Below are 24168 nucleotides of genomic sequence, written 5' to 3'. Positions count from 1 at the left end.
CCGCGGGTCGATGGGTTAAAGCTGGTAGCGCAGGCCGAGCAGCGCCGATCCGATCACATCCTGATCGATTGCGCCGCCCGCCCCGGAATAGACGCTGATCGCCGCCTGGCCGAGCAGCCGCCGGCCGAAGGCGTGGCTATAGGTGCCCGTCGCGCCATAGCTGGTATAGCGCACCGCGCCCGCCAGCCCGCTGTCGTACCAGCCGATATAGAGCGTGCCCGACAGGGTGGAGCGGGCGCTGAGCTGGCGCGCGACGAGCCCGTTCACCGTCACCGTCTCGTCGGCCACCCCGGCGAGCGACGCCACGCCGGGCGTCGCCACGCCGAGATAGCGGCGATGATCGTAGTTGACGCCCAGGCCATAGGTCCATCGGCCATGCGTCGCCGAGACCAGCGCCCAGATCCCGCGCGAGCGGTAGAAATTGGCCGCGATCGACGACAGCGCCGGCAGGCAGCCGCCCTGCCCGCCATTGGCGCCGAACACGCAGCCGCCCAGGCTCACCGGGATCAGCATGTTGGAGGCGGTGAAGCTGTCGCCCAGCGCGCCGATGCCGCCGGTCAGCTGGCGGCCGAAGCTCTGGATGTCGTTATAGGCCACCACCTGCACCGTCGCGGTCGCGCTGGGGCGCCAGAGCAGATGGCCGGTCGCCGCCCAGTCGCCATAGCGGCGGCCGCCGCGCGCCTCCAGCTCGAAGCGCGTGCTGGGCCGCCACAGCACCCCCACATCCCACAGGAGCCCGTCCTGATCATAGACGAGCAGGCGCGGCGCGGCGCGGTCCGGCACGAGCCGGCCATGCGCGATCACCGGCGCGCCCGCGCTGTCCAGCTGCACGGGGCGCTGGCTGGCGCGGTTGGTCTCATAGCCCACGCCCCCCACCAGCGCGACCGTGGGGGCGATCGGCTGGGTCAGGTCGAGCCGCACATAGCGGCCGTCATAGCGCTGATCGAGAAGATGGATCTCGTCGTGGATCAGCCCGCCGCCCAGCTGCCAGCCAAAGGGCAGGCCATGGCCGGGCCGCGCGCCCAGGCTCGCCTGCGCGCTGTGGCTCAGCGTATCGAAGCTGGGATCGAGCAGCGTCTGCCCCGGGCCGAGGCTGAAGGCGCCGCTGCCCTGATCGACATGGGTGTAGCCGAAGCGGTAATCGGCCGCGGCGTTGAGATCGCCGAAGCTGCGGCGGAAGCTCGGCCCGATCTGCCCGCCATAGATTTGCTGCGTGTTGCTGAACGAGCCCAGCAGCAGGCCCGGGCTGCTCGCCGCCAGCGTCCCGCGCGAGCGGGTGGCGATCGCCGCGCCATCCAGGCTGAACCCGTCGCCCAGCCGATAGCTGCCGCTCGCCAGGCCGTTATGGATGTCGCCATCGGGATAGCGGCGCGACCAGGAGAAATAATGATCATAGCGATAGCTGAGCTGGCCGCGAAAGCGCGCGCTCTCGGCGGCGACGTCGATGCCGGCGCCGACGCCGGTATAGGTCACGGCATCGCCATTGCCCGACAGATCGGCCGAGAAGACCTGCTGCGCCTCGATATAGGGCTGGACCGTCACGCGCGCGGCGGCGGGCGCGGCCAGCGCCAGCACGAGGCCGCCCGCCAGACCTGCCCGCCGCGCGATCACGCCTCGATCCCGTAATAGCCGGCGAAGCGGCGCGCGCCGGGGCGGAACTCCACCCCGTTGAGCAGCAGCTGCGGGCGCGGACAGGCGGAGAGCAGCTCCAGCGCGTGGCGCAGATCGGCCTCGCCGGTGCGGTCGGCGCGCACCACCACCACCGCCTGGCCGGCCAGCGCCGCCAGCACCCCCGCCGGCGAGGCCGCCAGCGCAGGCGGCGAATCGATCACCAGGATGCGGCGCGGATCCTGCGCGCGCAGCGTCTCGAACAAGGCGCGGGTGCGCGCCGAGGCGAGCAGCTCGGTCGCCTCGTGCCGCGCGGCGCCGGCGGGCAGCACCGAGAGGTGCGGAATATCGGTGCGGATCAGGCAGGTCTCGACCGCGCAGCCGGGATCGGCCAGCGCATCGAGCAGCCCCGGCCCATCCTCCAGCCCCAAGGTCGCGACGATGTCGGGCTTGGCCACGTCGCCGTCCACCAGCACCACCTCGATCTCGGTTTCCGCCGCGAGGCTGAGCGCGAGATTGATCGCGCAGAAGGTCTTGCCCTCGTCCGGCCGCGCCGAGGCGACCAGAATGGTGCGCAGCGCGCCGCCATCGGCCGCCGCCGTCAGCAGCGGCCGCTTGATGACCCGGAATTCCTCGGACAGCGCGCTCGGCGCCTGGCCGGGCAGGATGAAGCCGGCCTCGGCCAGCCGCGCGCGCTGCACCGTGCCGGCGCGGCCCCGGAACAGCGGCGCCAGCGCCCGCTCATTGGGCAGCGGCGCCGCCGGCGCGGCCGCCAGCGGCTCGGCGTCGCGCAGCGGCGGCACCCGGCCCGCCGCCTCGAAGCCATAGGCGCGCGCCGCGCGCTCGACCAGCGAGCCGGCGCGGCGCCGGCCGTTCGCGGGATCGGGATGAATGGGATCGTGCTTGCTCATGAACGCCTCACGCCATCAGCCCGCGCTGCACGAATTCGGCCGCGACGAGGAGGAGATAGGCGCCCAGCAGAGCGCCTCCGGTGCCGAGGAACCAGCGCAGCTGGCGGGCGGCGGCGGCGCGCTGGCGCGGGCCGGTGACAAAGCCGACGGCGCCCAGCACGGGCAGGCCGCTCGCGGCGGCGAGCGCGCCCGGCGTGGCGTAGCTGGTGCGCAGCCGGGCGCGCAGCCACGCCCCGCCCGCGCCGGCCCCCGCCGCCACGATCAGCACCAGGCTGAGCAGCAGCAGCCGCTTGGGCTTGGCCGGCACGCGCGGCAGCGCCGGCGCATCGATCACGCGGACCTGCACCGTGCCCGCCTGGGCCTGCGCGTCCACCCGCAGCTTCACCTGCTCGCGATCCGAGAGCAGCTTGTCATATTGCGCCTTGAGCACGTCATAATTGCGGCTCAGCTCGGCCTGCTGCGCCGCGAATTGCGGCTGCTCGGTCTGGAGCCGGCTGAAATTGTCGAGATCGCCCTGGATCTGCGCCCGGCGCGCGGCGAGCGCGGCGGCGGCGGCGCTCTTCTCGGCGGCCATCGCGCGCAGCGATCCATAAGCGGGGTTGGGCTGGCCGCTGACGCCGCCCTGCGGCTCGGCCGCCGCCGTGACCCGCAGCCGCGCGATCTGCGCGCGCAGCGCCACCACATCGGGATGCTGATCCGTCCAGCCCTGCGCCTGATCGGCGGCAAGCTGCGCCTGCAGCGTCGCCAGCCGATCGCGCGCGCTGCCGCCACCCGCGGCGGCCGCGGGGCCGGCGATGGTGGCGGGCGTCGCCGCGATCTGGCCCCCGATCGCCGCCGCCGCGCCGCGCGCCGCGCCGAGCTGCGCGTCGAGATCGGCGAGCTGCGACCGCGCCAGGCCGATCCGGTCCTGGATCGAGCCGCTGCCGGGCAGCGCGCCGAAATAGCGCTGCTCGAACGCCGCCCGCTTGGCATCCGCCTCCTGAAGCTGCGCGCCGCGCTCGGCCAGCTGCTGGTCCATGAATTTGAGTGAGCGCTGCGCGTCGGCGATATCGCCCTGGCTGCTGCGCGACACGAAGCGATCGGTCAGTGCCTGCGCCACCTGCTGGGCGAGCCGGGCGTTCTGCCGGTCCGAGAAGCCGCCGCCCGACAGGGTGACCGACAGCGCGTAGAGATTGTCCTGCGTGGTCTTGATGTCGACCGCCTTGCGCAGCCGCGCGACCTGCGCGGCGAGATCGCGCGGCGAGCCGGCCTCGCGGGCGAGATCGGTGGCGCGCACCACCTGCCCCAGCGTCTCGTCCGAGAGCAGCGACTGGCGCACATCGTCGATCCCGGCCTGCTGGTCGTTGCTGCTGATCCCCACCGCCTGCGGCAGGATCGAGCCGGGCTGCACATAGAGCCGCGCGGTGGACTGATAGGCATTGGGGATCAGCGCCACCACCAGCCATCCGGCGAGCGCGATCGTCCAGGCGATGCCGAGCGCGAGCCAGCGCCCGCGCCAGACGAGATGGAGCGCGATCCGCGCTTCTTCGAGAAGAGCCTGCATCGGAGCTATGCCTGCGCCGCGCTCAGAACGCGCTTTCGGGGATGATGATCACGTCGCCCGGCTCCAGCTTGACGTTCGCGGCAACATCGCCACGCTTCAGCAGCTTGGAGATTTGCAGAGGATATTCCTGCTGCTTACCCGTCACCTTGTTGAATCGCACCAGCTTGGCCCGGTCCCCCGCCGCATATTGGGACAGGCCGCCAACCGCGATCATCGCGTCGAGCAGCGTCATGTTGGCGCGATAGGGTAGGCTCGCCGGCTTTTCGGTGGCGCCGACGATGCGCACCTGCTGGGCATAGGTGCCCGAGAAATTCTCGACGATCACCGATACCAGCGGGTCGTTCACATATTTGGAGAGGCGCGCCTTGATATCGGCCGCGAGCTGGCTCGGCGTCTTGCCCAGCGCGGGCAGGTCGGCGATCAGCGGCGTGGTGATGCGGCCATCGGGGCGGACCTGCACCTTGGCGCCAAGCTCGGGATTGCGCCACACGAAGATCGAGAGCTGATCGAGCGGACCGATCGCATATTCCTCGCCTGGCGCCTCCTGCGTGGAGACGAAGGTGGCGGGCGGCAGCGGCGGGCCCTTGGCGGTCGCGCATCCGATCAGCGCCAGCGGCAGCGCCAGCGCCGATGCCGCACTCCGAGCCAAAGTCCGCATTGCAAAACCCCTTACTGCGCGCACCATTCCGGCCGGAATGGGGTCATCTCCAGCAAGCCCTAGCCAAGCACAGGTGAAGATTGGGTTAGGGACGCTCCGGCGCGGCGCCGAGCAGGCGTTCGGCGGCGGGCTCATGGCCGAGAAAGGCCGCCGGGCTGGCGCTCGCGCCATAGGCTCCGGCCAGGAAGACCGCGATCAGATCGCCCTCCGCCGTCTCGGGCAGCAGCACCTCGTCGGCGAGCCGGTCCAGCGGCGTGCAGAGGCATCCGACGACCGTCGCCACCGCCGCCTCCGGCGCCTCGAAGCGGCTGGCATTGGCGATGGGATAGTTGCGCCGCACCACCGTGCCGAAATTGCCCGATGCCGCCAGCTGGTGGTGGAGCCCGCCATCGGTGACGAGGAAGAGCCGGTCGTGGCTCAGCTTGCGATCGACGACGCGGGTGAGATAGACGCCCGCCTCGGCCACGATCCAGCGGCCAAGCTCGATCGCGAAGCGCGCCGCCTCGCCCGCCACCGTCTCGGCCAGCGCCGCGCCGATCGCGCCGATGTCGAGCGCGGCATCGCCCGCGAAATAGGGCACGCCGAAGCCGCCGCCCAGATTCACCAGCGGCGCGGCCGCGCCCAGCGCCTCGTCCAGGCGCCGCGCCAGCGCCACCGCCTGGCGCTGCGCGTCGATGATCGCCTGCGCGTCGAGCGCCTGCGAGCCCGCGTAGATGTGCAGCCCGCGATAGTCCGCGCCCGCCGCGATCAGGTGGCGGAGCAGCGCCGGCACCCGCGCCTCGTCCACGCCGAAGGGCTTGGCGCCGCCGCCCATCCGCATGCCCGAGCCGCGCAGCTCGAAGGCGGGGTTGATCCGCACCGCGCAGCGCGGCGCCACGCCCAGCCGTTCTCCGATCGCCAGCGCGCGGCGCGCCTCGCCCTCGGATTCGAGGTTGAGCGTCACCCCCGCCGCGATCGCCGCTTCGAGATCGCGCGCGCGCTTGCCGGGCCCGGCGAAGCTGATCCGCGCCGCCGCCATGCCGGCCGCGCGCGCGCGCCGCAATTCGCCGCCGGACGCGATGTCGAACCCGTCCACCCGCCCCGCCATCCACGCGAGCAGCGGCGGAAAGGGGTTGGCCTTGATCGCATAATGGATGCCGAGCCCGGCGGGCATCGCGGCCCGCAGCGCGGCGAGGCGGGTCGCGATGATGCCGGCATCATAGACGAAACAGGGCGTGTCCGCCTCGGCCGCGATCGCCTCGGCATCCTGTCCGCCGATCGCCAGACGGCCGGCGGCGCCGGCCTCGAAATAGGGCGGGATCGGGCCTTTGGGCTTCATCGCAGCGCCTCCGCCCGGATCGCGGCGCGATCGAGCTTGCCATTGGGATTGCGGGGAAAGTCCGCCACCCAGCGGATCGTGCCGGGTTGCTGGAAGCCGGCCAGCTCGGCCTTGAGAAAGGCGCGGAGCACGGCGTCGGCCGCGTCCGGATCCTGATCGGGCGCGCCGCGCACCAGCAGCAGGATGGCCTGGCCGAGCCGGGCATCGGCCACCCCCAGCGCCACCGCCTCGCGCGCGGCGCCGCTGGCGATCGCCGCCTCCTCGATCTCGGTGGGGCTGATGCGGTTGCCCGAGACCTTGATCATCTCGTCGTCGCGGCCGACGAACCGGAGCAGCCCATCCGCCCCGCGCACGACCGTATCGCCCGACCAAACCGCAACGCCCCCGGCCCGCGCCGCCGCCGGCGCCGGGCGGAAGCGCAGCGCGGTGCGCGCCGGATCGCGCCAATAGCCCTGCGCCACCAGCGGGCCCGCCTGCACCAGCTCGCCCGGCTCGTCGGGCGCGGCCTCGCGGCCATCGGGACGCAGCACCAGCACCTCGGCGAAGGGGATGGCGGTGCCGATCGCATCGGGATGCGCGTCGACCAGCGCCGGATCGAGGCTGGTGGCGCGAAACGCCTCGGTCAGGCCATACATCAGGTGCAGCCGCGCCGCCGGAAAGAGCGCGCGCAGCCGCCGCACCACGGCCACCGGCAGGCGGCCGCCGGTGGTGGCGATGGTGCGCAGCCGCGCCGCCGTCGCCTCGGGCCAGCGCGCCTCGGCCAATTGGATCCAGAGCGGCGGCACGCCCGTCAGCACGGTGATGGCGTGGCGCTCCACCGCCTTCACCACATCGGCCGGCACCAGATAATCGAGCGGGGCGATCATCGCGCCCGCCGCCCAGCTGGCGAGCATCTGGTTGAGCCCGGCATCGAAGCTGAGCGGCAGCACGGCCAGGGTGCGATCATCGGGCGCGAGCGCGAGATAGTGGGCGACCGAGAGCGCGCCGAGCCAGAGATTGGCGTGGCTCAGCATTACCCCCTTGGGCCGCCCCGTCGAGCCCGAGGTGTAGAGCAGCGCGGCCAGCGCGCCGGCATCGCCGGTGGAGGGCGGCAGCGCGGCGTCATGCCCGGCGGCGAGCGCCGCCTCGGGCAGCATCGCCCCGCCCGGCGGCAACAGCGCCAGCCGCGCGGGCTGGCTGATCAGCAGCGCCGCCTCGGCATCGGCGAGGATATGGCCGACCTGGCCCGGCTTGAGCAGCGGGTTGATCGGCACATGCACCCGCCCGGCGCGCGCGCAGGCGAGCGGCAAAAGGCAGGCGAGCCGCGTCTTGGGAAGCCAGCTGGCGATGCGATCGCCCGGCGCGCTGCGTTCCGCCAGATGCGCGGCGAGCGCGCCCACCGCCGCGTCCAGCCCCGCATGGTCCAGCGTGCCCGCGCGATCGGCGAGCGCGGGCGCCGCGCGCGCGCCCCGCCGCGCCAGCCAGTCCAGCCGGCAGGGGGTGGCATCGGGCGAGCGCTCTTGCAAAATCCAGTCCTTCGGCGGCACAGCGGGCCCGCCCATAACGCGAGGTTGGTCTTGGGGGAATGGCTGGATCTGGAGACCATGGCGGCGCCCGCGCTGGCGCGCCCCCGGCCGCTGTTCGAGCGGCTCGACTGGTTCCGCCTCGTCGCCGCGCATGATCCCGCGCTGGCGCCGCGCGTGCTGCGGGTGACGGATGGCGGCGAGGAGGCGTTCCTCTTCCTCGCCGATCAGGGGCGCCGCCGCGCCGCGCCGCTCGCCTGCTGGTACAGCCTCGCCTTCGCGCCGATCGGCCCGGACCGGCTGCTGCCCGCGCTCTTCGCCGCCGCCGCGACGCGCTTCGATCGGCTCACGCTGCTGCCGGTGCGCGCCGATCGCCGCGCCGCGCTGATCGCCGGGCTGCGCGCCGCCGGCTGGCGCGTGCTTCTCCACCGCCAGTCGACGCGCTGGCTGAGCACGCTCGAGGGCGTGCCGTTCGACGCCTATTGGGCGGCGCGCCCCGGCCGCCTGCGCACGCTGGTGGCGCGGCGCGCGCGCAGCCATCCGGTGCGGATCGAGATACTCGACCGCTTCGCCGCGCCCGCCTGGCAGGCCTATGAGGCCGTCTACCGGGCGAGCTGGAAGCCCGAGGAAGGGGCGCCGGCGCTGCTCCGCACGCTGGCGGCGCGCGAGGGCGCGGCCGGCACGCTCCGGCTGGGGCTGGCGTGGCGCGGCGATCAGCCCGTCGCCGCGCAATTCTGGCTGGTCGAGGGCGGCGAGGCGGTGATCCACAAGCTCGCCCATCGCGAGGACCAGCGCGCCGGCTCGCCGGGCACCCTGCTCAGCCATGCCCTGTTCCGCCATGTCATCGACGTGGATCGCGTCCGGCGGATCGATTTCGGCCTCGGCGACGAGCCCTATAAGGGCGATTGGCTGGATCGCGCCGAACCCGTGTGGCGGCTGGACGCCTATCGCCCGCTCCGCCCCCGCGGCGCCGCCGGGCTGGTGCGCGCGCTGACCGGCCGCCTTGCCCGCCGCGCCGGCCTGCGATAGGCGCGCGCAAGGAGATTGCCATGTCGATTGACGCCCCTACCGTCGATGATCAGCTGCGCGCCATCCTTGCCGATACGCTGGGTCTCGCCCCCGCCCGCGCCGCCGCGCTCACCGCCGACACGCCGCTGTTCGGCGTGCTTCCGGAACTCGATTCCATGGCGGTCGCGGGGCTGCTGACCGAGATCGAGGATCGTCTCGGCATCCTGATCGAGGATGACGAGGTAGACGGCGCGCTGCTGGAGAGCTTCGGCAGCCTCGCCCGCTTCGTGCGCGCCAAGCTGGACGCATGATCCCGGCGGCGCCGCGCGTCCTCGAACTGGGCGCGGCCTTCGTGCTCCACTATGGCGATCCCGCCGCGCCGCCGCTGATCCTGCTCCAGCCCCTGTTCGAGGAGGCCAATCGCTGCCGCGCGCTGCTGGCCGGGCTGGCGCGCGCGCTGGCGCAGGACGGCTTCGGCCTGTGGCTGCCCGATCTGCCGGGAACGGGCGAGAGCCCCGCCGCGCTGGACAGGATCGGCTGGGCGGACTGGCAGGCCCTGTGCGCGGCGCTCGCCGCCCATGTCGCCGCGTCCAGCGGCCGGCCGCCGCGCACCGTGGCGCTGCGCGGCGGCGCGCTGCTCGATGGCATCGGCGTGGCGCGCTGGCGGCTCAGCCCCGCCGACGGCGCCGCGCTGCTGCGCGATCGCGCGCGCGCCGCCCGGCTCGGCGACGGCGCGGGCGAGGATCATCCCCTCGCGCCCACGCTCGCCGCGCCGCTCGCCGCCGCCACGCCGCAGGGCGCGGCGCGCACCGCGCGGCTGCGCGACGATCCCGCGCCCGCCGATGTCCGCCTCGCCGGCGCGCCGCTCTGGCGCCGCGCCGAGCCGGCGGCCGATGCCGATCTCCTCGCCGCCATGGCCGAGGATATCCGCGCCTGGGCGCGGGCATGAGGCGGCTGCAACCCATACCCTGCGGCACGGGCTGGATCATGGCCAGCCTCGATGGCCCCGCCACGGCGCGGCGCGGCTGGGTGTTCGTAACCGGCGGCACGCAGATCCGCGCCGGCCCGCATCGCCTCTATGCGCGGTTGGCGGCGGAACTCGGCGCGCAGGGCGAGGCCGTGATCCGCTTCGATCGGCGCGGCGTGGGGGACAGCCCCGGCGATGATCCCGGCTTCGCCGAAAGCGCGCCGGAGATCGCGGCCGCGGGCGCCGCCCTGCGCGGCTTCGCGCCGGGCCTGGAGGAGGTGCGCGGCTTCGGCCTGTGCGATGGCGCCACGGCGCTCGCGCTGCACGGCCGCGCCGCCGGCATCGGGCCGCTGCTGCTCGCCAATCCCTGGGCGGTGCCGCCGCGCGACGATCTTCCGCCCGCCGCCGCGATCCGCGGCCATTATGCCCGGCGGCTCGCCGATCCCGCCGCCTGGGCGCGGCTGGTGGGCGGCGGCGTCGATCTGCGACGGCTCGCGCGCGGTCTGGTGCGCGGCGCCGCGCGCGAGACGAGCCCGCTCGCCGCGCGCATCGCCGCCGGCCTGACCGCCGGCAGCCGGCTGGTGCTGGCTGAGGACGACGGCACCGCCCAGGCCTTCGCTTCGGCCTGGGCGGCGCTGCGGCCCGCGCCGCCGGCGGTGCCGCTGCTGCGGATCGCCACCGCCTCGCACAGCTTCGCCGATGCGGCGGGCTATGCCGCGCTCAGCGCGCTCATTCGGCAGCGATGACGGCGCGCTCATCCTCGTAATCGGCCTCGGCGAGGAAGCGCTCGCAATCGAGCGCGGCCATGCAGCCGGTGCCGGCGGCGGTGATCGCCTGGCGATAGACCTTGTCCATCACGTCGCCACAGGCGAAGACGCCCGGCACCGAGGTGTGGGTGGTGCCCGGCGTGACGGCGATATAGCCATCCTCGTCCAGCGCGACATGGCCGCGGAACAGCTCGGTCGCGGGATGATGGCCGATCGCGACGAAGCCGCCTTCGACATCGAGCCGGCTCGTTTCGCCGGTCTGCGTGTCGCGCAGCCGCAGCGCGACGAGGCCCGCCGTCCCCTCGCCGCCGACAAACTCCTCCACCTCCTTGTTCCACAGCACCGTCACGCCGTGATGCTTGAACAGCCGCTCCTGGAGGATCTTCTCGGCGCGCAGCGAATCGCGGCGGTGGATCAGCGTCACGTCATGGCTGTGGTTGGTGAGGTAGAGCGCCTCCTCGACGGCGGTGTTGCCGCCGCCGATCACCGCCACCTTCTTGCCCCGGAAGAAAAACCCGTCGCAGGTGGCGCAGGCGGACACGCCCTGGCCGCGCAGCTTGGTCTCGCTCTCCAGCCCCAGCCACTTGGCCTGGGCGCCGGTGGCGATCACCAGCGTGTCGCCAAGATAGACATGGCCGCCATCGCCGATCAGCCGGAACGGCCGCTGGCTGAGATCTACCTCGACGATCGTGTCCCACATCATCGTGGCGCCGACATGCTCGGCCTGGGCCTGCATCTGCTCCATCAGCCAGGGGCCCTGGATCACCTCCTTGAAGCCGGGATAATTCTCGACATCGGTGGTGGTGGTGAGCTGGCCGCCGGGCTGGATGCCCTGCACCACGATCGGCGCGAGCCCGGCGCGGGCGCCGTAAATGGCCGCCGACAGCCCCGCCGGGCCGGAACCGAGAATCAACATGCGGGTGGAATGGGTGGCGCTCATCATCTGGCCCTTATCTGCAAGTTGCGCCGCAGATAGGCAGAGCGGGCGCCACGCTCAACCTTGGTCAGATCCGCACGGACACGCCAAGCCGGATATCGCGCCCCGCGAGCGGCGCATAATCCTTGAGCAGCGAGGTGGAGCGGCGCGCCACCACGTCGAACAGATTATTGGCCTGGAGCCGCAGCGTGATCGGCGACTCGGTGCCGCGCGGGCGATAGGCGATGGCGGCGTTCACCAGCGTATAGCCGGGCGTTTCCGTCTCGTTCTCGGCGATGCGATCGTGGCGGAAGGCATGTTCCGCCTCGCCCCGCAGGTCCCAATGGTCGGATCCGGCCGAAAGGCCGCCGCGCAGCCGCAAGGGCGGGATCAGCGGCGCCGGCCCGACCTGGCGGATGGTGATGCGGACATAATCCGCCTGCCCGTCGGCCTTGATCGTGAAGCCGGCGAGTCGCGCCAGCGTCGCCTCGCCCGCCGCCTCGAATCCCCATTGGTTCGCGGCGCCGCTGCGATAGGCGTAGACGGGCAGATCGTCTCGCACCTCGCCCGTCGGCGTCTGGTAGATGAAGTTCGAGAAGTGGTTGTAATAGGCGGAGAGATCGATCGAATAGCCGGTGCCGCCGCCATGCGCCGTCAGCTCGGCGCCGTTGCTCTTCTCCTTGCCGAGCCCGGTATCGCCCACCTCGAAGGCCTGGGTGCCGCCATGCGGCCCATTGGAGAACAGCTCCTCCACCGAAGGCGCCCGCTCGCTATGCGTGAGGTTGAGGCCCAGCCGATAGCCCGGCGCCACCGTGTAACCGGCGCCGACCGATCCGGAATAGGTGGTGAGTCGCCGCTCCAGCCGGGGGTTGCCGAGCGTGGCGTCGGCGGCGGCGTTGGCGTCCTGATGCTCGATCCGGCCGCCCGCCTCCAGCTTCAGCGCGCCCAGCCCGAGCCGCTGCAGCGTGAACAGGCCATATTGCTCGGCATGGCTCGGCGGCAGGAATTTCTCGTCGCCAATGGCGCTGAAATCGCGCGTGAGGATCTGGCCGCCGCTCTCGCCGCTCCAGGCGCCGCGCTTGGCCTGAACGAAATCGAGCCGCGCCTCCATCCCCTTGTTGAGGAAGGTGGTGGCGATCGCGCCATCGGGCTCCAGCTCGTCATGGCGATAATCGGCATAGCCCGCGCGCAGCCGCAGCGTATCCAGCCAGGGGCCGTGCGGGGTCAGCTCCGCGCGGAAATCGACGCGGGTCTGCCGCAGATCGATGCGGGGCTGTTCATCCTCGATCGCGGGATCCAGGCTGTAGCGGATCGGCACGCCATAGAGGCTGGCGGTGCGCGTCACCGCCAGCCCGATCGAACCGCCATCGTTGATATAAGCGAGCCCGCCCGCGACCGACCAGCTGCGCGCCTGAGTGTTGGGGATCTTGCCGCGCAGCCCGCCGAGCGCACGGATGGCGGGATCGTCGGAGGCGGCCGCCTGGGCGCGCAGCGGCGCGCTGAGCACGAAGCCGCCGGTCTCGAGATCGCCGCTCTTGTCGAAGCTGCCATCGACATGCGCCACCCAATGGCCGCCGATCGGCAGATCCGCCGCGCCGGCGACATTGCGGTCCTGCGCGGCGCTGCCATAGCCGGCGTCGAGCGCGGCATGGATGGGCTCTTGCGGCACGCGGCGCGGGATGCGCGAATCGATGACATTGACGACGCCGCCGATCGCCGAGGAGCCGTAGAGCAGCGCCGCCGGGCCGCGAATCACCTCGATGCGATCGGCGGTGAGCGGATTGATCGCCACCGCGTGATCGGCGCTGGTGGCCGAGGCGTCGAACGAGCCGATGCCGTCGGTGAGCACGCGGATACGATCCCCGCCCAGGCCGCGCAGGATCGGGCGCGAGGCGGTCGGGCCGAAGCTGGTCGCCGAGACGCCCGGCTGGCTGGCGAGCGTCTCGCCGATCGAGGCGCGCTTGATCTCCTGCAGCGTCTCCCCGCTCAGCACCGTGACGCTGGAGAGAATATCCTTCCGGCTGCGGGCATTGGCCGTCACCACGATATCGGTCGGGACGGTCTCGTGCCGGCCGTCGGCGGGCGCCGCGGCCGCCTTGGCCTCGCTGTCGGCCGCCCATGCCGCGCCGGGCAGCAGCAGCGTCATCGTCGCCGCCGCCGTAAGAAAATGCCGCATGCTCGCTCGTCTCCACCGCAAATGCCCCGCCGCTTTGGCATGTGACTTTATATCATGTCAATGCGGTGCGTTCGCAGTTGCACTCATGGTGGCCGCCTCTGACGGTCAGGCGATGATGTCGGGTATGATCGAATCCTGGAGCGCCGCGATTTCGTCCTTGAGGCGGAGCTTGCGCTTCTTCAACCGCGCGATCTGGATCTGGTCGGGCTGGCCGAGCGCGCCCAGCGCCTGGATGGCATCGTCGAGATCCCGATGCTCCGCGCGCAGCATGGCCAGCCGGCGTTCGCCCTCATCACCATCCATCGCCGTCGCCCCCAGCGAAACCGAGAGCCCCCGCTTGCCTTGCCGCGCGGGGGCACGCAAGCCCTTACCACGCGCCCGGGCGCCGGCGGCGGATCATCGCGGCCCCCGCCACGGCCCGACGCATTCGACCACGAGTCATGGCGACAGACTCGCCAAAGCGTGATCTACTCGTCCGCCTCGATCAAAAAGCGAGGAGGATCGAATGCAGAATTCGTATTCCACCAGCCTGCAGGCCCGTCATGCCGGGCTTGATGCGCGAATCGCCGAGGAGACGCGCCGACCCAGTCCGGATCAGGGCATCATCGCCGAGCTGAAGAAGCAGAAGCTCAAGATCAAGGAAGCGCTCGCGCGGCTTTGATCCTCCGCTCGCGGTGACGACGCGCGGCCGGGACCACCGGCCGTGCGCAACCCCCGTTCAGCGCGGCTTGACCGCCGGCCGCCGGAAATCGGTGACCGGACGGAAAAGGCCGGACTCCGTCGGCGCAGTGGCGCCGGCCACCGGCTTGCGCGCGCGGGCCTTGTCGATCGGGTGGTCGAAGGCGATGCCGATCCGCCCCGCCTCGGCCCAGGCGACCGCGCCCGCCACCACGCCGATCCCGTCCAGCTCCACCAGCACGCGCGTACCCGGGTGGTAGCCGTCCGGCGCTTCCGCCATCAGCCCGCCCGACGAGACGTTGCGGACCCGCACCGTGGCGACCGCGCCGCCCTGGTCCGGCTGGAGCCGCGCCAGGATGAGCAGGCTGTCGCGCTCGTCCCGCCGCTGCGAATCGCTGCTGTCCGACGCGCGGCCGCTGCCGGCGGTGTCATCAACGATCATAATCCTCGCGCTTCCCGTCACGGGCGCCGCCTCTTCGCCTGTCGCCGCCTGGCCGGTGCGGGCCGCGTGCGCCGCGCACCCTCTCCAGGCTCTTCCCGGCCCTAACACGCAGGCCGGGGCCTCACCACCGCGCCGCGCGCCACCCGTCCCGAAATCAGTCGTCGCGCGTGATTTTCTCGTTTCGCTCGTGCCGTTGCTGCGCTTCCACCGTCATCGTCGCGATCGGCCGCGCCTCGAGGCGGGCGAGCGAGATGGGTTCGCCGCTCACCTCGCAATAGCCATATTCGCCTTCCTCGATCCGGCGCAGCGCCGCATCGATCTTGGAGATCAGCTTGCGCTGCCGGTCGCGCGTGCGCAGCTCGATCGACCAGTCCGTCTCGCTCGAGGCGCGGTCGGTGATGTCCGGCTCGCGCAGCGAATCCGTCTGCAGCTGGGCCAGGGTGCCGCGCGCCTCCTCAAGAATCGAGTCTTTCCAGATCAAAAGCTTGCGCCGGAAATAGGCCTGCTGGCGCGGACCCATGAAAGGCTCGTCGTCACTCGGTCGGTAATCGTCGGGAAGAAAGACGCTGTCGCCTTTCGCCCCGTCATCCATCGTTTCCACTGCCGTCGCCATGTCGCCTCCGCGCCACTCACGCCCGACCGACGGCGCTACACGCCGCCATTGGGACGCCCCGTTGCCCCGCGGCGCCTATACCGGCCGGTTGCAGCGCGCACAAGCTGGCCAGGAACGCCGCGCCGCCGCCGCGCTTGGCCCCAAATCGGGACGGCACTCACTCGCGACTTGAGTGCAGCCGCTTGCGATTAAGAGATAATTCGCATTGGTGGAGATAGTCCCGGGGGCACAGCCGGTGGAACCGGGGCGATCGGGCGATGGCAAGGGGCAAGAAACGATGTCGGTACGTATGGCGCTCGCGAAACTGACGGCCTGCGCCGCCGGTGGCGCGTTGGTCGGCGGCGGCGCGGTTCATTATGCCGAGCGCCCGCCCGTCGCCCGCGTCTCGTACAAGAAGGTCGCGCCCAGGCCGCACGCGGCCTATTATGCCGGCCATCCCGCGCCGCATGTGCGACGCACCGTCACGACCACCACCACCTGCCTGCCCACCACCGTGGCGCTGACCGATCCGGTCGCCGCGCCGATCGCGGGCGGCGCGGTGGCGCCGGTCGCCCCGGTCGCGACGGGAACGCCGCTCGCGGCGGCGGCACCGATCGGCGGCGCCTTCGGCTCCTTCTTCGGCGGCGGCGGCTTCTGGGGCGGCGGCACGTCGAGCGGCGTGATCGTCACCACGTCCGGCGGCTCCAGCTCGACCGGCTCCTCGACCTCGAACGGCGGAAGCACGAGTTCGTCAACCTCGACATCCTCGGGGTCGAGCACGAGTTCGTCCAGCTCGACCTCGACCTCGTCGGGCTCCAGCACCGGCTCGACCGGCTCCACCTCGACCGGCTCCAGCACCGGCTCCTCCACCTCGACCTCGTCGGGATCGAGCACCGGCTCGACCTCGTCGGGCTCAAGCACCGGCTCCACCGGCTCCACCTCGACCGGCTCCAGCACCGGCTCGACCGGCTCGACCTCGTCGGGATCGAGCGGGCCGCCGCCGCCCAACGGGCCGCCCACCGACGTGCCCGCCCCGCCCATGCTGCTGCTGTTCGGCGGCGGCGCGGCCGCCATTCTGGCGCGCGGGATCTGGGCCGGGCGCCGCGCGCGCAAATCCTCCTGAGCGCCGGCGGCGCCGCGCCGCGCCGCCGATCGCCTCGCCTCAGCTGGCGCCGGGCTTGCCCGCGCCACCGGCCGCCGAGGCCGCCGCGCTGAGCTGCTGCGCCGTCATCGCCACGCGCAGCCCGCCATTCAGGCCCGCGCCGAACGCCGAAACCGGCAGCCGCACCTTGCCGCCGGTGGCAAGCTCGACCGTGGCGAACTGGCTGTCCACCTCGGCGACGGTGCCGACCGCGCCGCCCTGCGTATCCGTCACCTGCGCGCCCTTGGCGACGTTGGGCTGGGTGTTCGCCGAGGCCGTCGCTCCGGCCGCCGCGCCCGCGGCCGCCGCGCCCTGCGGCATGGCCTGCGCCGCCGCCTGATCCAGCTGCGCCGCCGTCATCGCGATCATCGGCCCCTTGGGGCCGGTGCCGAAGCTGGACTTGGGCAGCCGCACCTTGTTGGCGGCGGTCGCCAGCACGACGAAATCGCCGTCCACGCTTTCCACCGTGCCCACCGTGCCGCCCTGCGGATCATAGACGGTCGCGCCCTGCGCCACGGCGGGGGCGCTGGTCGCCGCGCCATCGGCCGGCGCCGCGGCGGGCGCGGTCTGCGCGAACAACGGCGTCGCGGCGATCAAGCCAAAGGCGCTGGCAGCCGCCAGAATGGTCGTCTTGGTCATGTGTCGCTCCCACTTGCGAATAATCCGAGGATCTAAAAACGCATTCAAATCAGTATGTGCACGCGCTTTGTGGACGAATTGTGCGGGAAAGGGGATGAGTTGCGCCGCTTGTGCGGACGCAGACATGGTTTTGTGCCTGTTCATCCTGCCGGACGCCATCGGAACGCCCGGTTTTTCTCGCCCCCGCCCCGAAGCCGCTCCGCCGCCTGCGCCCGCCCCGCGAACAACCGCCGCGGCGCGCGCTGCGGCCGTGCGAAACGCCGCCCCTCGGGGCCGGGCCGTCAGGCTTGCGCGGCTCTTCCGCCGCCGCCATAGCCATCCCATGCACGATATCCGCACGATCCGCGACGATCCCGCCGCCTTCGCCGCCGCCATGGCCCGGCGCGGCGCCGCCTTCGATGTCGAGCAATTCGTCGCGCTCGACAGCGGCCGCCGCCGCGCCGCCCAGGCCGCCGAGACCGCGCAGGCGGAGCGCAATCGCCTGTCCAAGGAGATCGGCAAGGCCTTTGCCGGCGGCGATCGCGCGGCGGGCGAGGCGCTGCAAGGCGAGGTGGCGCGGCTCAAGGATGCCATCGCCGCCGCCGAAGCCGACGAGGCCACCGCCGCCGAGTCCCTGAAGACGCTGCTGGAAACGCTGCCCAACAGCGCCGCCGAGGGCGTTCCCGAGGGCGCCGACGAGGCGGGGAATGTCGAGCAGAAACGCTGGGGCACGCCCGCCGAGCCCGATTTTCCCGCGCGCGAGCATGATGCGCTCGGCCTGCGGCTCGGCATGGATTTCGACAGCGCCGCCGCCATCGCCGGGGCGCGCTTCGTCTATCTCAAGGGCCAGGTGGCGCGGCTGGCGCGCGCGCTCGGCCAGTTCATGCTGGACTGGCAGGTCGAGCGGCACGGCTATACCGAGGTGGCGCCGCCGCTGCTGGTCCGCGCCAACGCGCTCTACGGCACCGCGCAGCTGCCGAAATTCGCCGAGGATCTGTTCCACACCACCGACGATCGCTGGCTGATCCCCACCGCCGAGGTGAGCCTCACCAATTATGTCGCGGGCAAGCTGCTGAGCGAGGCCGAGCTGCCGCTCCGCTTCGTGGCGCTCACCCCCTGTTTCCGCGCCGAGGCGGGCGCTGCGGGCCGGGATACGCGCGGCATGGTGCGCCAGCACCAGTTCGACAAGGTGGAGCTGGTCTCGCTCACCACCCCCGATGCCTCCGATGCCGAGCATGAGCGGATGACCGCCGCCGCCGAGAGCGTGCTCGAAGCCCTCGGCCTGCCCTATCGCCGCATGCTGCTCTGCACCGGCGACATGGGCTTCTCCGCCGCGCGCACCTATGATCTCGAAGTGTGGCTCCCCGGCCAGCGCCGCTATCGGGAGATTTCCTCCTGCTCCACCTGCCGCGATTTCCAGGCGCGGCGCATGGATGCGCGCTTCCGCCCCGCCGGCGAGACCAAGGGCACGCGCTTCCTCCACAGCCTCAACGGCTCGGGGCTGGCGGTGGGGCGCGCGCTCGTCGCGGTGCTCGAAAATTACCAGGAGGCCGATGGCGCGGTGCGCGTGCCCGAGATGCTCCGCCCCTATATGGGCGGGGTCGAGGCGCTGATCCCGGCCTGAGCGGGCGGTTGGCAGCCCTTGCCGCGATCGCTACACACGCCGCACCTGTGGGTGGGGGGTCGTAGCATGGCGTCAGTCTCGCGCGGAGTGGCCGCGCTCGCCGCCGCCATGCTGGTGAGCGGCTGCATCCCCCAGATGGGCGGGGATCGTCCCTATCGGCCGGTGCCGCCCCCGCCCGCGCCGCCGCCCTCCGCGCCTCCGCCCAGCCCGCCGCCCCATCGGGCGTCGCCGCGCACCGTCCGCCAGCCCGCCCCCGCCTGGGCGACGCGGCCGGTGACGCCCGACGCCGCGACCATTCCCGACTCCGTCTATGTCGTGCGCGCCGGCGATACGCTGCGCAGCATCGGCAACCGCACCGGCGCCGGCTCGGAGGCGATCGCGCGCGCCAATCATCTCGCCCCGCCCTTCCTGGTCCGCACCGGCCAGCGGCTGACCATCCCCGGCGGCCGCTACCATCTCGTCCGCGCCGGCGAGAGCGGCGTCGCGATCGCGCGCGCCTATGGCGTGTCCTGGTCCGACGTGGCGACGATCAACGATCTGCAGCCGCCCTACATTCTACGCACCGGCCAGCGGCTGCAGCTGCCGAGCGCGCGCGAGGTGGCGGCGATGTCGCTCGAGGATCGCGCCCGCGCCTTCCAGCTCGACATCGACGATCTCGCCACCGGGTCCGAGCCGGCGATCGCGCCCAGCGAGGCGCCCGCGCGGCCCAGCGCCTCGCCCGCGCGCCCGGTGCCGACCAGCAAGGCCGTGGCCGAGCCGAGCCGCTTCGCCGGCCGCTTCGACTGGCCGCTGACCGGCGCCATCATCGGCCGCTTCGGCCCCGCCGGCGATGGCCGCCGCAACGACGGCATCAACATCGCCGCCGAGCGCGGCACGCCGATCCGCGCCGCCGCCGATGGCGTGGTCGCCTATGCGGGGTCGGCGATCGCCGTCTATGGCGGCCTCATCCTGCTCAAGCATGGCGATGGCTGGATCACCGCCTATGGCCATGCCGAGGATATCCTCGTCACGCGCGGCCAGGCGGTGAAACGCGGCGAGGTGATCGGCCATGCCGGCGCCACCGGCTCGGTCAATCGCCCGCAGCTCCACTTCGAGATGCGCGCCAAGCGCACCCCGGTGGATCCGCTGCGCTATCTCCCTGCGCGCGGCTGATCGCCGGTGGCGACGCCGCTGCTCACGCTGGGCGCGCTGTTCTTCGCCAGCCTCGTCATGTGCGCGGCGATGCTGCTCGGCTGGATCAGTTTCGGCCGCCCGCGCCATGCGGCGAGCTGGGGCCTCGCTTATGGGCTGAGCGCGGTGCAGAGCGTGGTCAATCTGATCGATATCGCGATCGGCCGGCCCGTGCCGCTGGTGATCCTGAGCTTCGTGCTCGTCGTCCTGCCCGGGCCTCTGGTGGTGGCCGGGGCGCGGCAGCGGGCCTGCCGCCCGGTCCGGCCGTGGCGCCTCGCCGCCGCCGCGCTGATCGAATCGCTGTTCATCGCCGCGACCGTGCCGGTGCCCGGGCTCAAGGCGATCGGCCTCGCCAGCGCCACCAGCTTCTCGGCCTTCTGCCTGCTCACGGCCTTGTGGGCGATCCGGCCGCAGGCGCGCGCCGCCGATGCCGCCGAGCGCGCGACCATGGCGGCGATGGGGCTGCTCGCGGCGCTGGAACTGGCCACCAGCCTGCTCACCTTCCTCGCGGTGAGCTGGCCCGCCTCGGCGGGGATCGCGATGCTCTATGTCGGGCTGCTCGCCATGGCGCTGCCGCCGGGCGTGATCTGCGTGGGCGTCGCGACGGTGCTGCTGCTCGCCTCCGATCTCGCGCGCGAGCTGCGCCACCAGGCGGCGCGCGATCCGCTGACGGGATTGCTGAACCGGCGCGGGTTCGAGGCGGCCGCGGCGCGCGCGCTCGGCGCCGCCGCGCGGGCGCGCGGCCGTGCCGTGCTGACGGTGGCGGATATCGATCATTTCAAGGCGATCAACGATCGCCACGGCCACCGCGCCGGTGATCGCACGCTGCGCTATGTCGCGGACCGGCTCAGCGTCGGGTTGCGCCAGGGCGATATCGTGGCGCGCGTCGGCGGCGAGGAATTCGCGCTGCTGCTGCTCGGCCGCTCCGCCGAGACGGCCGAGGCGACGGTGGAGGCGATCCGCGCCGAGATCATGAACGGCCATCCCGCGCTCGACCTGCCGTTGACCGTGACGACCAGCTTCGGGGTGGCCGAGATCCGGCTAGACCGGGACGAACCCTGCGGCGCGCTGCTCGCCCAGGCCGAGGATCAGGCCGATACCGCCCTGTACCGCTCCAAGACGGAAGGCCGCAACCGGGTCAGCATCGCCTGACGCGGCAAGACTCGCAAAATCGCGTTCATGCGCCTATGTGCGCGCGCTCCCATGGCACGTGAACTTCCCCTCCCGCCCAAAGTCGGCATGGTCTCGCTCGGCTGCCCGAAGAATCTCGTCGATTCCGAGCGCATCCTCACCAAGCTCCGCGCCGATGGCTATGCCCTGTCCCCGGATTATGCCGGCGCGGACGTGGTGCTGGTCAACACCTGCGGCTTTCTCGACAGCGCCAAGGAGGAAAGCCTCGAGGCGATCGGCGAGGCGATCGCGGAGAATGGGCGGGTGATCGTCACCGGCTGCATGGGCGCCGAGGCCGAGGTGATCCGCAGCCGCTTCCCGCAGGTGCTCGCCGTCACCGGCGCGCATCAATATGAGCAGGTGGTGGGCGCGGTGCATGAGGCGGCGCCGGTGCCACCCTCCCCCTTTGTCGATCTCGTGCCCGAGCGCGATCTCAAGCTCACGCCCCGGCATTACAGCTATCTGAAGATCTCGGAGGGCTGCAACCATCGCTGCAGCTTCTGCATCATTCCGGCGCTGCGCGGCGATCTCGCCAGCCGCCGGCCGGACGCGATCCTGCGCGAGGCGGAGAAGCTGGTCGCCGCCGGCACGCGCGAGCTGCTGGTGATCAGCCAGGATACGTCCGCCTATGGCCTCGATCTGCGCCATGCCGACTATCCGCTGAAGGGCGGCGGCGCGGTGCGCGCGCATCTCACCGATCTCGCCCGCGCGCTGGGCGGGCTCGGCGCCTGGGTGCGGCTCCATTATGTCTATCCCTATCCCCATGTCGATCAGCTGATCCCGCTGATGGCCGAGGGGCTGGTGCTGCCCTATCTGGATATCCCCTTCCAGCACGCCGCCCCGGCGGTGCTGCGGCGGATGAAGCGCCCGGCCAATGATGCCAAGGTGCTGGATCGGATCCGCGCGTGGCGCGCGATCTGCCCCGATATCGCGCTGCGCTCCACCTTCGTGGTCGGCTTTCCGGGGGAGACCGAGGCCGATTTCGAATATCTTCTCGAGTGGCTGGACGAGGCGCAGCTGGATCGTGTGGGCGCCTTCCGCTTCGAGCCCGTCGCCGGCGCCGCCGCCAACGCCCTGCCCGATCCGGTGCCCGAGCCGGTCAAGGAGGAGCGCTATGCGCGGCTGATGGCGAAGACCGCCGCCATTTCCGCCGCCAAGCTCCGGGCCAAGGTGGGGCGCACGCTCGACGTCATCATCGATCGCGTCGATGGCGACGGGGCGAGCGGCCGCTCCAAGGCCGATGCGCCGGAGATCGACGGCGAGGTCCATCTGCGCGATGCGGGGCATCTCGCGCCGGGCGCCATCGTGCCGGTCCGCATCGAGGATGCGGACGAGCACGATCTTTATGGAGTGCCGCGCGCCTGAGCCATGGATGACGCCGGCGATTTCGCGCGTTACCACTGGCCTATGACCGATTTTTCCGCGCTCCTCCTGCCCGATCGCGGGCAGGCCGCCCATGTCATCCAACTCGTTCGCGCCGCCCAGCTGGAGGAATGGCTCGGCACCCAGCCCGAGCGCGTGCGCGCCGCCACCGGCGCCGCCGGCTTCAAGGCCAAGCCGGGCGAGTTCGCGATCCTGCCGGGGCTCAAGGCCGAGGAATGGTCCGCCGTGCTCGGCGTGGGCGAGGCGCCGGATCCCTTCGATCTCGCCGCCGCCGCCGCGCGGCTGCCGGAGGGCAGCTATCGCCTCTCCGAGCCGCTGCCGGCCGGCGCCGCGCTGGGCTGGCTGCTCGCCCAGCATCGCTTCGATCGCTATCGCAGCGAGGCCGAGCCCGCCGCCCCGCGCGCCCTGCTGACCCAGGACGCCGCCCATATCGACGAGGCGCTGGCGCTCGCCGGCGCGGTGGCGCGCGTCCGCGATCTCGTCAACATGCCGGCCAATGATCTCGGACCGGCCGAATTGCAGGCGGCGGTGGAAAGCGTCGCCAATGCCTGCGGCGCCAGCACCCGGGTGACGCGGGGCGACGCGCTGGAAAGCGACTTTCCCCTGATCGCGGCGGTGGGCCGCGCCGCCGGCGCCGCGCGCGGTCCGCGCCTGATCGAGCTGGAATGGGGCGATGCCGCGCACCCGCGCGTGGCGCTGATCGGCAAGGGCGTCTGCTTCGACAGCGGCGGGCTGGACATCAAGCCCGCCAGCGGCATGCGGCTGATGAAAAAGGATATGGGCGGCGCGGCCCATGCGCTCGCGCTGGCCGAGCTGGTGATGCGCACGCGCCTTCCGGTGCGGCTGCACCTGCTCATCCCGGCGGTGGAGAATGCGATCGCCGGCGATGCCATGCGGCCCGGCGACATTTTCCGCTCGCGCAAGGGCCTGTCGGTGGAGATCGCCAATACCGATGCCGAGGGCCGGCTGATCCTCGCCGATGCGCTGGCGCGCGCCGCCGAGGCCGCGCCCGCGCTGATGCTCGACTTCGCGACGCTGACCGGCGCCGCGCGCGTCGCGCTCGGCCCCGATCTGCCCGCGCTCTTCGCCAATGACGATGGCCTCGCCGAGGCGCTGCTCGCCGCCGGCACCGCGGCGGCCGATCCGCTCTGGCGGCTGCCGCTCTGGCCCGGCTATCGCGACATGCTCAAATCCGATGTCGCCGATCTGAACAACGCCCCCGAGGGCGGCTTCGCGGGCAGCATCACCGCCGCCTTGTTCCTCGAGCGCTTCGTGCCCGCCGGCACGCCCTGGGCGCATCTGGACACCTTCGCCTGGATGCCCACGGCGCGGCCGGGCCGGCCCAAGGGCGGCGAGGCGCTGGGGCTGCGCGCCGCCTGGGCGCTGCTGCGGGCGCGCTTCGCGCCGGCGGCGGCGGGTTGAGACAGGGCGGGCCGCCGCTAGTAGAAGCCGCGCGGCCCGCCAGTGTTTCCCGCGTAAATCTGCGGCTTCGGGCCAAGTCTTTTGGTCGATGATGAAACGATCGCGCCGCCCGCGTGTTCTGCTCAAGACCGGACAATAAGTGCGGCAAGAGGATGGATGCGGCGTGCGGACAGATTCTCTCGGGAGCTGGATGGAGGCGTTGGTCGCCTATGTCCGCTCCGGCCAGCCAGACCTTACCAATCGCCAGATGGCGCTGCTCCTGTTGGTGTATCGCACCGACGGACCGCATACCGTGCGCGGCCTCGCCGGCACGCTGAGCGTCTCGAAACCGGTTATCACGCGCGCCTTGAACACGCTCGGCCGTCTCGGCTATCTGCGCCGCGAACGCGACGAGCGTGACCGGCGCAACATCTTCGTGACGCGCACCAATTTGGGAGCGGAGTTCCTTGAAGGCTTCAGGCGGTGCATTGCCGGCAAGGAGAGGCGGCGCCCCCAGCTCGTCCGCTCGGAACAGGCCTGACCGCATTCGGCTGGCCGGGCCCTCCCGGCCGCTC

At 72.2% G+C, this 24168-nt stretch carries 24 protein-coding genes; 11 read left to right on the top strand and 13 right to left on the bottom strand.

The genetic code is table 11. The annotated features are described in order from the left end of the window. Window positions 1-15: 15 nt before the first annotated feature. The 6 genes from LHA26_RS12490 to LHA26_RS12465 all read right to left on the bottom strand — a co-directional run bounded on the left by LHA26_RS12490 (window position 16) and on the right by LHA26_RS12465 (window position 7579). On the bottom strand, window positions 16-1611 hold the full coding sequence (locus LHA26_RS12490) for a porin family protein (RefSeq protein WP_252165931.1): 1596 nt from the start codon (window positions 1609-1611) through the stop codon (window positions 16-18). Further along, complete coding sequence (locus tag LHA26_RS12485) at window positions 1608-2519, bottom strand: P-loop NTPase family protein (RefSeq protein WP_252165930.1); 912 nt, start codon at window positions 2517-2519, stop codon at window positions 1608-1610. Before LHA26_RS12485 ends, LHA26_RS12490 begins: the two co-directional genes overlap by 4 nt. A gap of 7 nt (window positions 2520-2526) precedes the next feature. Further along, window positions 2527-4062, bottom strand: a complete 1536-nt coding sequence (locus LHA26_RS12480) for an XrtA system polysaccharide chain length determinant (protein WP_252165929.1) — start codon at window positions 4060-4062, stop codon at window positions 2527-2529. Window positions 4063-4084: 22 nt separating this feature from the next. After that, on the bottom strand, window positions 4085-4720 hold the full coding sequence (locus LHA26_RS12475) for an XrtA/PEP-CTERM system exopolysaccharide export protein (RefSeq protein WP_252165928.1): 636 nt from the start codon (window positions 4718-4720) through the stop codon (window positions 4085-4087). 85 nt (window positions 4721-4805) lie between these two features. Further along, complete coding sequence (locus LHA26_RS12470) at window positions 4806-6038, bottom strand: pyridoxal-dependent decarboxylase, exosortase A system-associated (protein ID WP_252165927.1); 1233 nt, start codon at window positions 6036-6038, stop codon at window positions 4806-4808. Next, window positions 6035-7579: an AMP-binding protein gene (locus LHA26_RS12465; RefSeq protein ID WP_437441214.1), complete on the bottom strand. Its 1545-nt coding sequence runs from the start codon at window positions 7577-7579 to the stop codon at window positions 6035-6037. Before LHA26_RS12465 ends, LHA26_RS12470 begins: the two co-directional genes overlap by 4 nt. Window positions 7580-7594: 15 nt before the next feature. Here LHA26_RS12465 and LHA26_RS12460 point away from each other — a divergent pair, with 15 nt between their 5' ends. The 4 genes from LHA26_RS12460 to LHA26_RS12445 are packed head-to-tail and all read left to right on the top strand — an operon-like array spanning window position 7595 to window position 10261. Continuing rightward, window positions 7595-8569 carry a GNAT family N-acetyltransferase gene (locus LHA26_RS12460; protein ID WP_252165925.1) on the top strand — a complete coding sequence of 325 codons (975 nt, stop codon included), beginning with the start codon at window positions 7595-7597 and terminating at the stop codon, window positions 8567-8569. 20 nt (window positions 8570-8589) lie between these two features. Beyond that, window positions 8590-8859 carry a phosphopantetheine-binding protein gene (locus tag LHA26_RS12455; protein ID WP_252165924.1) on the top strand — a complete coding sequence of 90 codons (270 nt, stop codon included), beginning with the start codon at window positions 8590-8592 and terminating at the stop codon, window positions 8857-8859. Continuing rightward, on the top strand, window positions 8856-9497 hold the full coding sequence (locus tag LHA26_RS12450) for a hypothetical protein (RefSeq protein ID WP_252165923.1): 642 nt from the start codon (window positions 8856-8858) through the stop codon (window positions 9495-9497). Before LHA26_RS12455 ends, LHA26_RS12450 begins: the two co-directional genes overlap by 4 nt. Beyond that, the gene (locus tag LHA26_RS12445) at window positions 9494-10261 is read left to right on the top strand and encodes an alpha/beta hydrolase family protein (RefSeq protein WP_252165922.1); all 768 of its coding nucleotides are present in this window, start codon (window positions 9494-9496) and stop codon (window positions 10259-10261) included. The genes LHA26_RS12450 and LHA26_RS12445 overlap by 4 nt, the downstream gene beginning before the upstream one ends. On the opposite strand, the gene trxB is transcribed toward LHA26_RS12445, so the two are convergent. From trxB to LHA26_RS12430, 3 genes are all read right to left on the bottom strand, one after another. Next, window positions 10245-11222 carry a thioredoxin-disulfide reductase gene (gene trxB, locus LHA26_RS12440; protein WP_252168380.1) on the bottom strand — a complete coding sequence of 326 codons (978 nt, stop codon included), beginning with the start codon at window positions 11220-11222 and terminating at the stop codon, window positions 10245-10247. The two genes, LHA26_RS12445 and trxB, sit on opposite strands and share 17 nt — an antisense overlap. Before the next feature lie 64 nt (window positions 11223-11286). Continuing rightward, the gene (locus tag LHA26_RS12435) at window positions 11287-13374 is read right to left on the bottom strand and encodes a TonB-dependent receptor (RefSeq protein WP_252165921.1); all 2088 of its coding nucleotides are present in this window, start codon (window positions 13372-13374) and stop codon (window positions 11287-11289) included. Between the two features lie 105 nt (window positions 13375-13479). Then, window positions 13480-13677, bottom strand: coding sequence for a YdcH family protein (locus LHA26_RS12430; RefSeq protein ID WP_252165920.1), 198 nt, complete (start codon window positions 13675-13677; stop codon window positions 13480-13482). 202 nt (window positions 13678-13879) lie between these two features. Between LHA26_RS12430 and LHA26_RS12425 the strand changes: the two genes are divergently transcribed. Next, entirely contained in the window at window positions 13880-14035 is a 156-nt protein-coding gene (locus LHA26_RS12425; protein ID WP_252165919.1) for a YdcH family protein, read from the top strand. Between the two features lie 57 nt (window positions 14036-14092). On the opposite strand, the gene LHA26_RS12420 is transcribed toward LHA26_RS12425, so the two are convergent. The 4 genes from LHA26_RS12420 to LHA26_RS12405 all read right to left on the bottom strand — a co-directional run bounded on the left by LHA26_RS12420 (window position 14093) and on the right by LHA26_RS12405 (window position 16866). Further along, window positions 14093-14494, bottom strand: coding sequence for a PilZ domain-containing protein (locus LHA26_RS12420; RefSeq protein WP_252165918.1), 402 nt, complete (start codon window positions 14492-14494; stop codon window positions 14093-14095). A gap of 154 nt (window positions 14495-14648) precedes the next feature. Continuing rightward, the gene (dksA, locus tag LHA26_RS12415; RefSeq protein WP_252165917.1) at window positions 14649-15107 is read right to left on the bottom strand and encodes an RNA polymerase-binding protein DksA; all 459 of its coding nucleotides are present in this window, start codon (window positions 15105-15107) and stop codon (window positions 14649-14651) included. A 423-nt stretch (window positions 15108-15530) separates the two neighbouring features. After that, the gene (locus LHA26_RS12410; protein WP_252165916.1) at window positions 15531-16160 is read right to left on the bottom strand and encodes a hypothetical protein; all 630 of its coding nucleotides are present in this window, start codon (window positions 16158-16160) and stop codon (window positions 15531-15533) included. A gap of 88 nt (window positions 16161-16248) precedes the next feature. Continuing rightward, window positions 16249-16866, bottom strand: coding sequence for a preprotein translocase subunit YajC (locus tag LHA26_RS12405; RefSeq protein ID WP_252165915.1), 618 nt, complete (start codon window positions 16864-16866; stop codon window positions 16249-16251). A 322-nt stretch (window positions 16867-17188) separates the two neighbouring features. Between LHA26_RS12405 and serS the strand changes: the two genes are divergently transcribed. From serS to LHA26_RS12375, 6 genes are all read left to right on the top strand, one after another. Next, window positions 17189-18469 (top strand): serine--tRNA ligase, encoded by a 1281-nt coding sequence (serS, locus tag LHA26_RS12400; RefSeq protein WP_252165914.1) that lies wholly within the window; start codon window positions 17189-17191, stop codon window positions 18467-18469. A gap of 66 nt (window positions 18470-18535) precedes the next feature. Then, complete coding sequence (locus LHA26_RS12395) at window positions 18536-19621, top strand: LysM peptidoglycan-binding domain-containing M23 family metallopeptidase (RefSeq protein ID WP_252165913.1); 1086 nt, start codon at window positions 18536-18538, stop codon at window positions 19619-19621. Between the two features lie 6 nt (window positions 19622-19627). Beyond that, window positions 19628-20791, top strand: a complete 1164-nt coding sequence (locus LHA26_RS12390; RefSeq protein WP_252165912.1) for a GGDEF domain-containing protein — start codon at window positions 19628-19630, stop codon at window positions 20789-20791. A 51-nt stretch (window positions 20792-20842) separates the two neighbouring features. Next, window positions 20843-22174 (top strand): 30S ribosomal protein S12 methylthiotransferase RimO, encoded by a 1332-nt coding sequence (gene rimO, locus LHA26_RS12385; RefSeq protein ID WP_252165911.1) that lies wholly within the window; start codon window positions 20843-20845, stop codon window positions 22172-22174. 42 nt (window positions 22175-22216) lie between these two features. Next, entirely contained in the window at window positions 22217-23614 is a 1398-nt protein-coding gene (locus LHA26_RS12380) for a leucyl aminopeptidase family protein (RefSeq protein WP_252165910.1), read from the top strand. A gap of 190 nt (window positions 23615-23804) precedes the next feature. Further along, window positions 23805-24134, top strand: coding sequence for a MarR family transcriptional regulator (locus tag LHA26_RS12375; RefSeq protein ID WP_252165909.1), 330 nt, complete (start codon window positions 23805-23807; stop codon window positions 24132-24134). The last annotated feature ends 34 nt before the right edge of the window (window positions 24135-24168 follow it).

The sequence above is a fragment of the Sphingomonas morindae genome (genome assembly GCF_023822065.1).
GTDB lineage: Bacteria > Pseudomonadota > Alphaproteobacteria > Sphingomonadales > Sphingomonadaceae > Solisphingomonas > Solisphingomonas morindae.
Note: the sequence above shows the minus strand (reverse complement) of the source record. Positions and strands in the feature narration are given on the sequence as shown.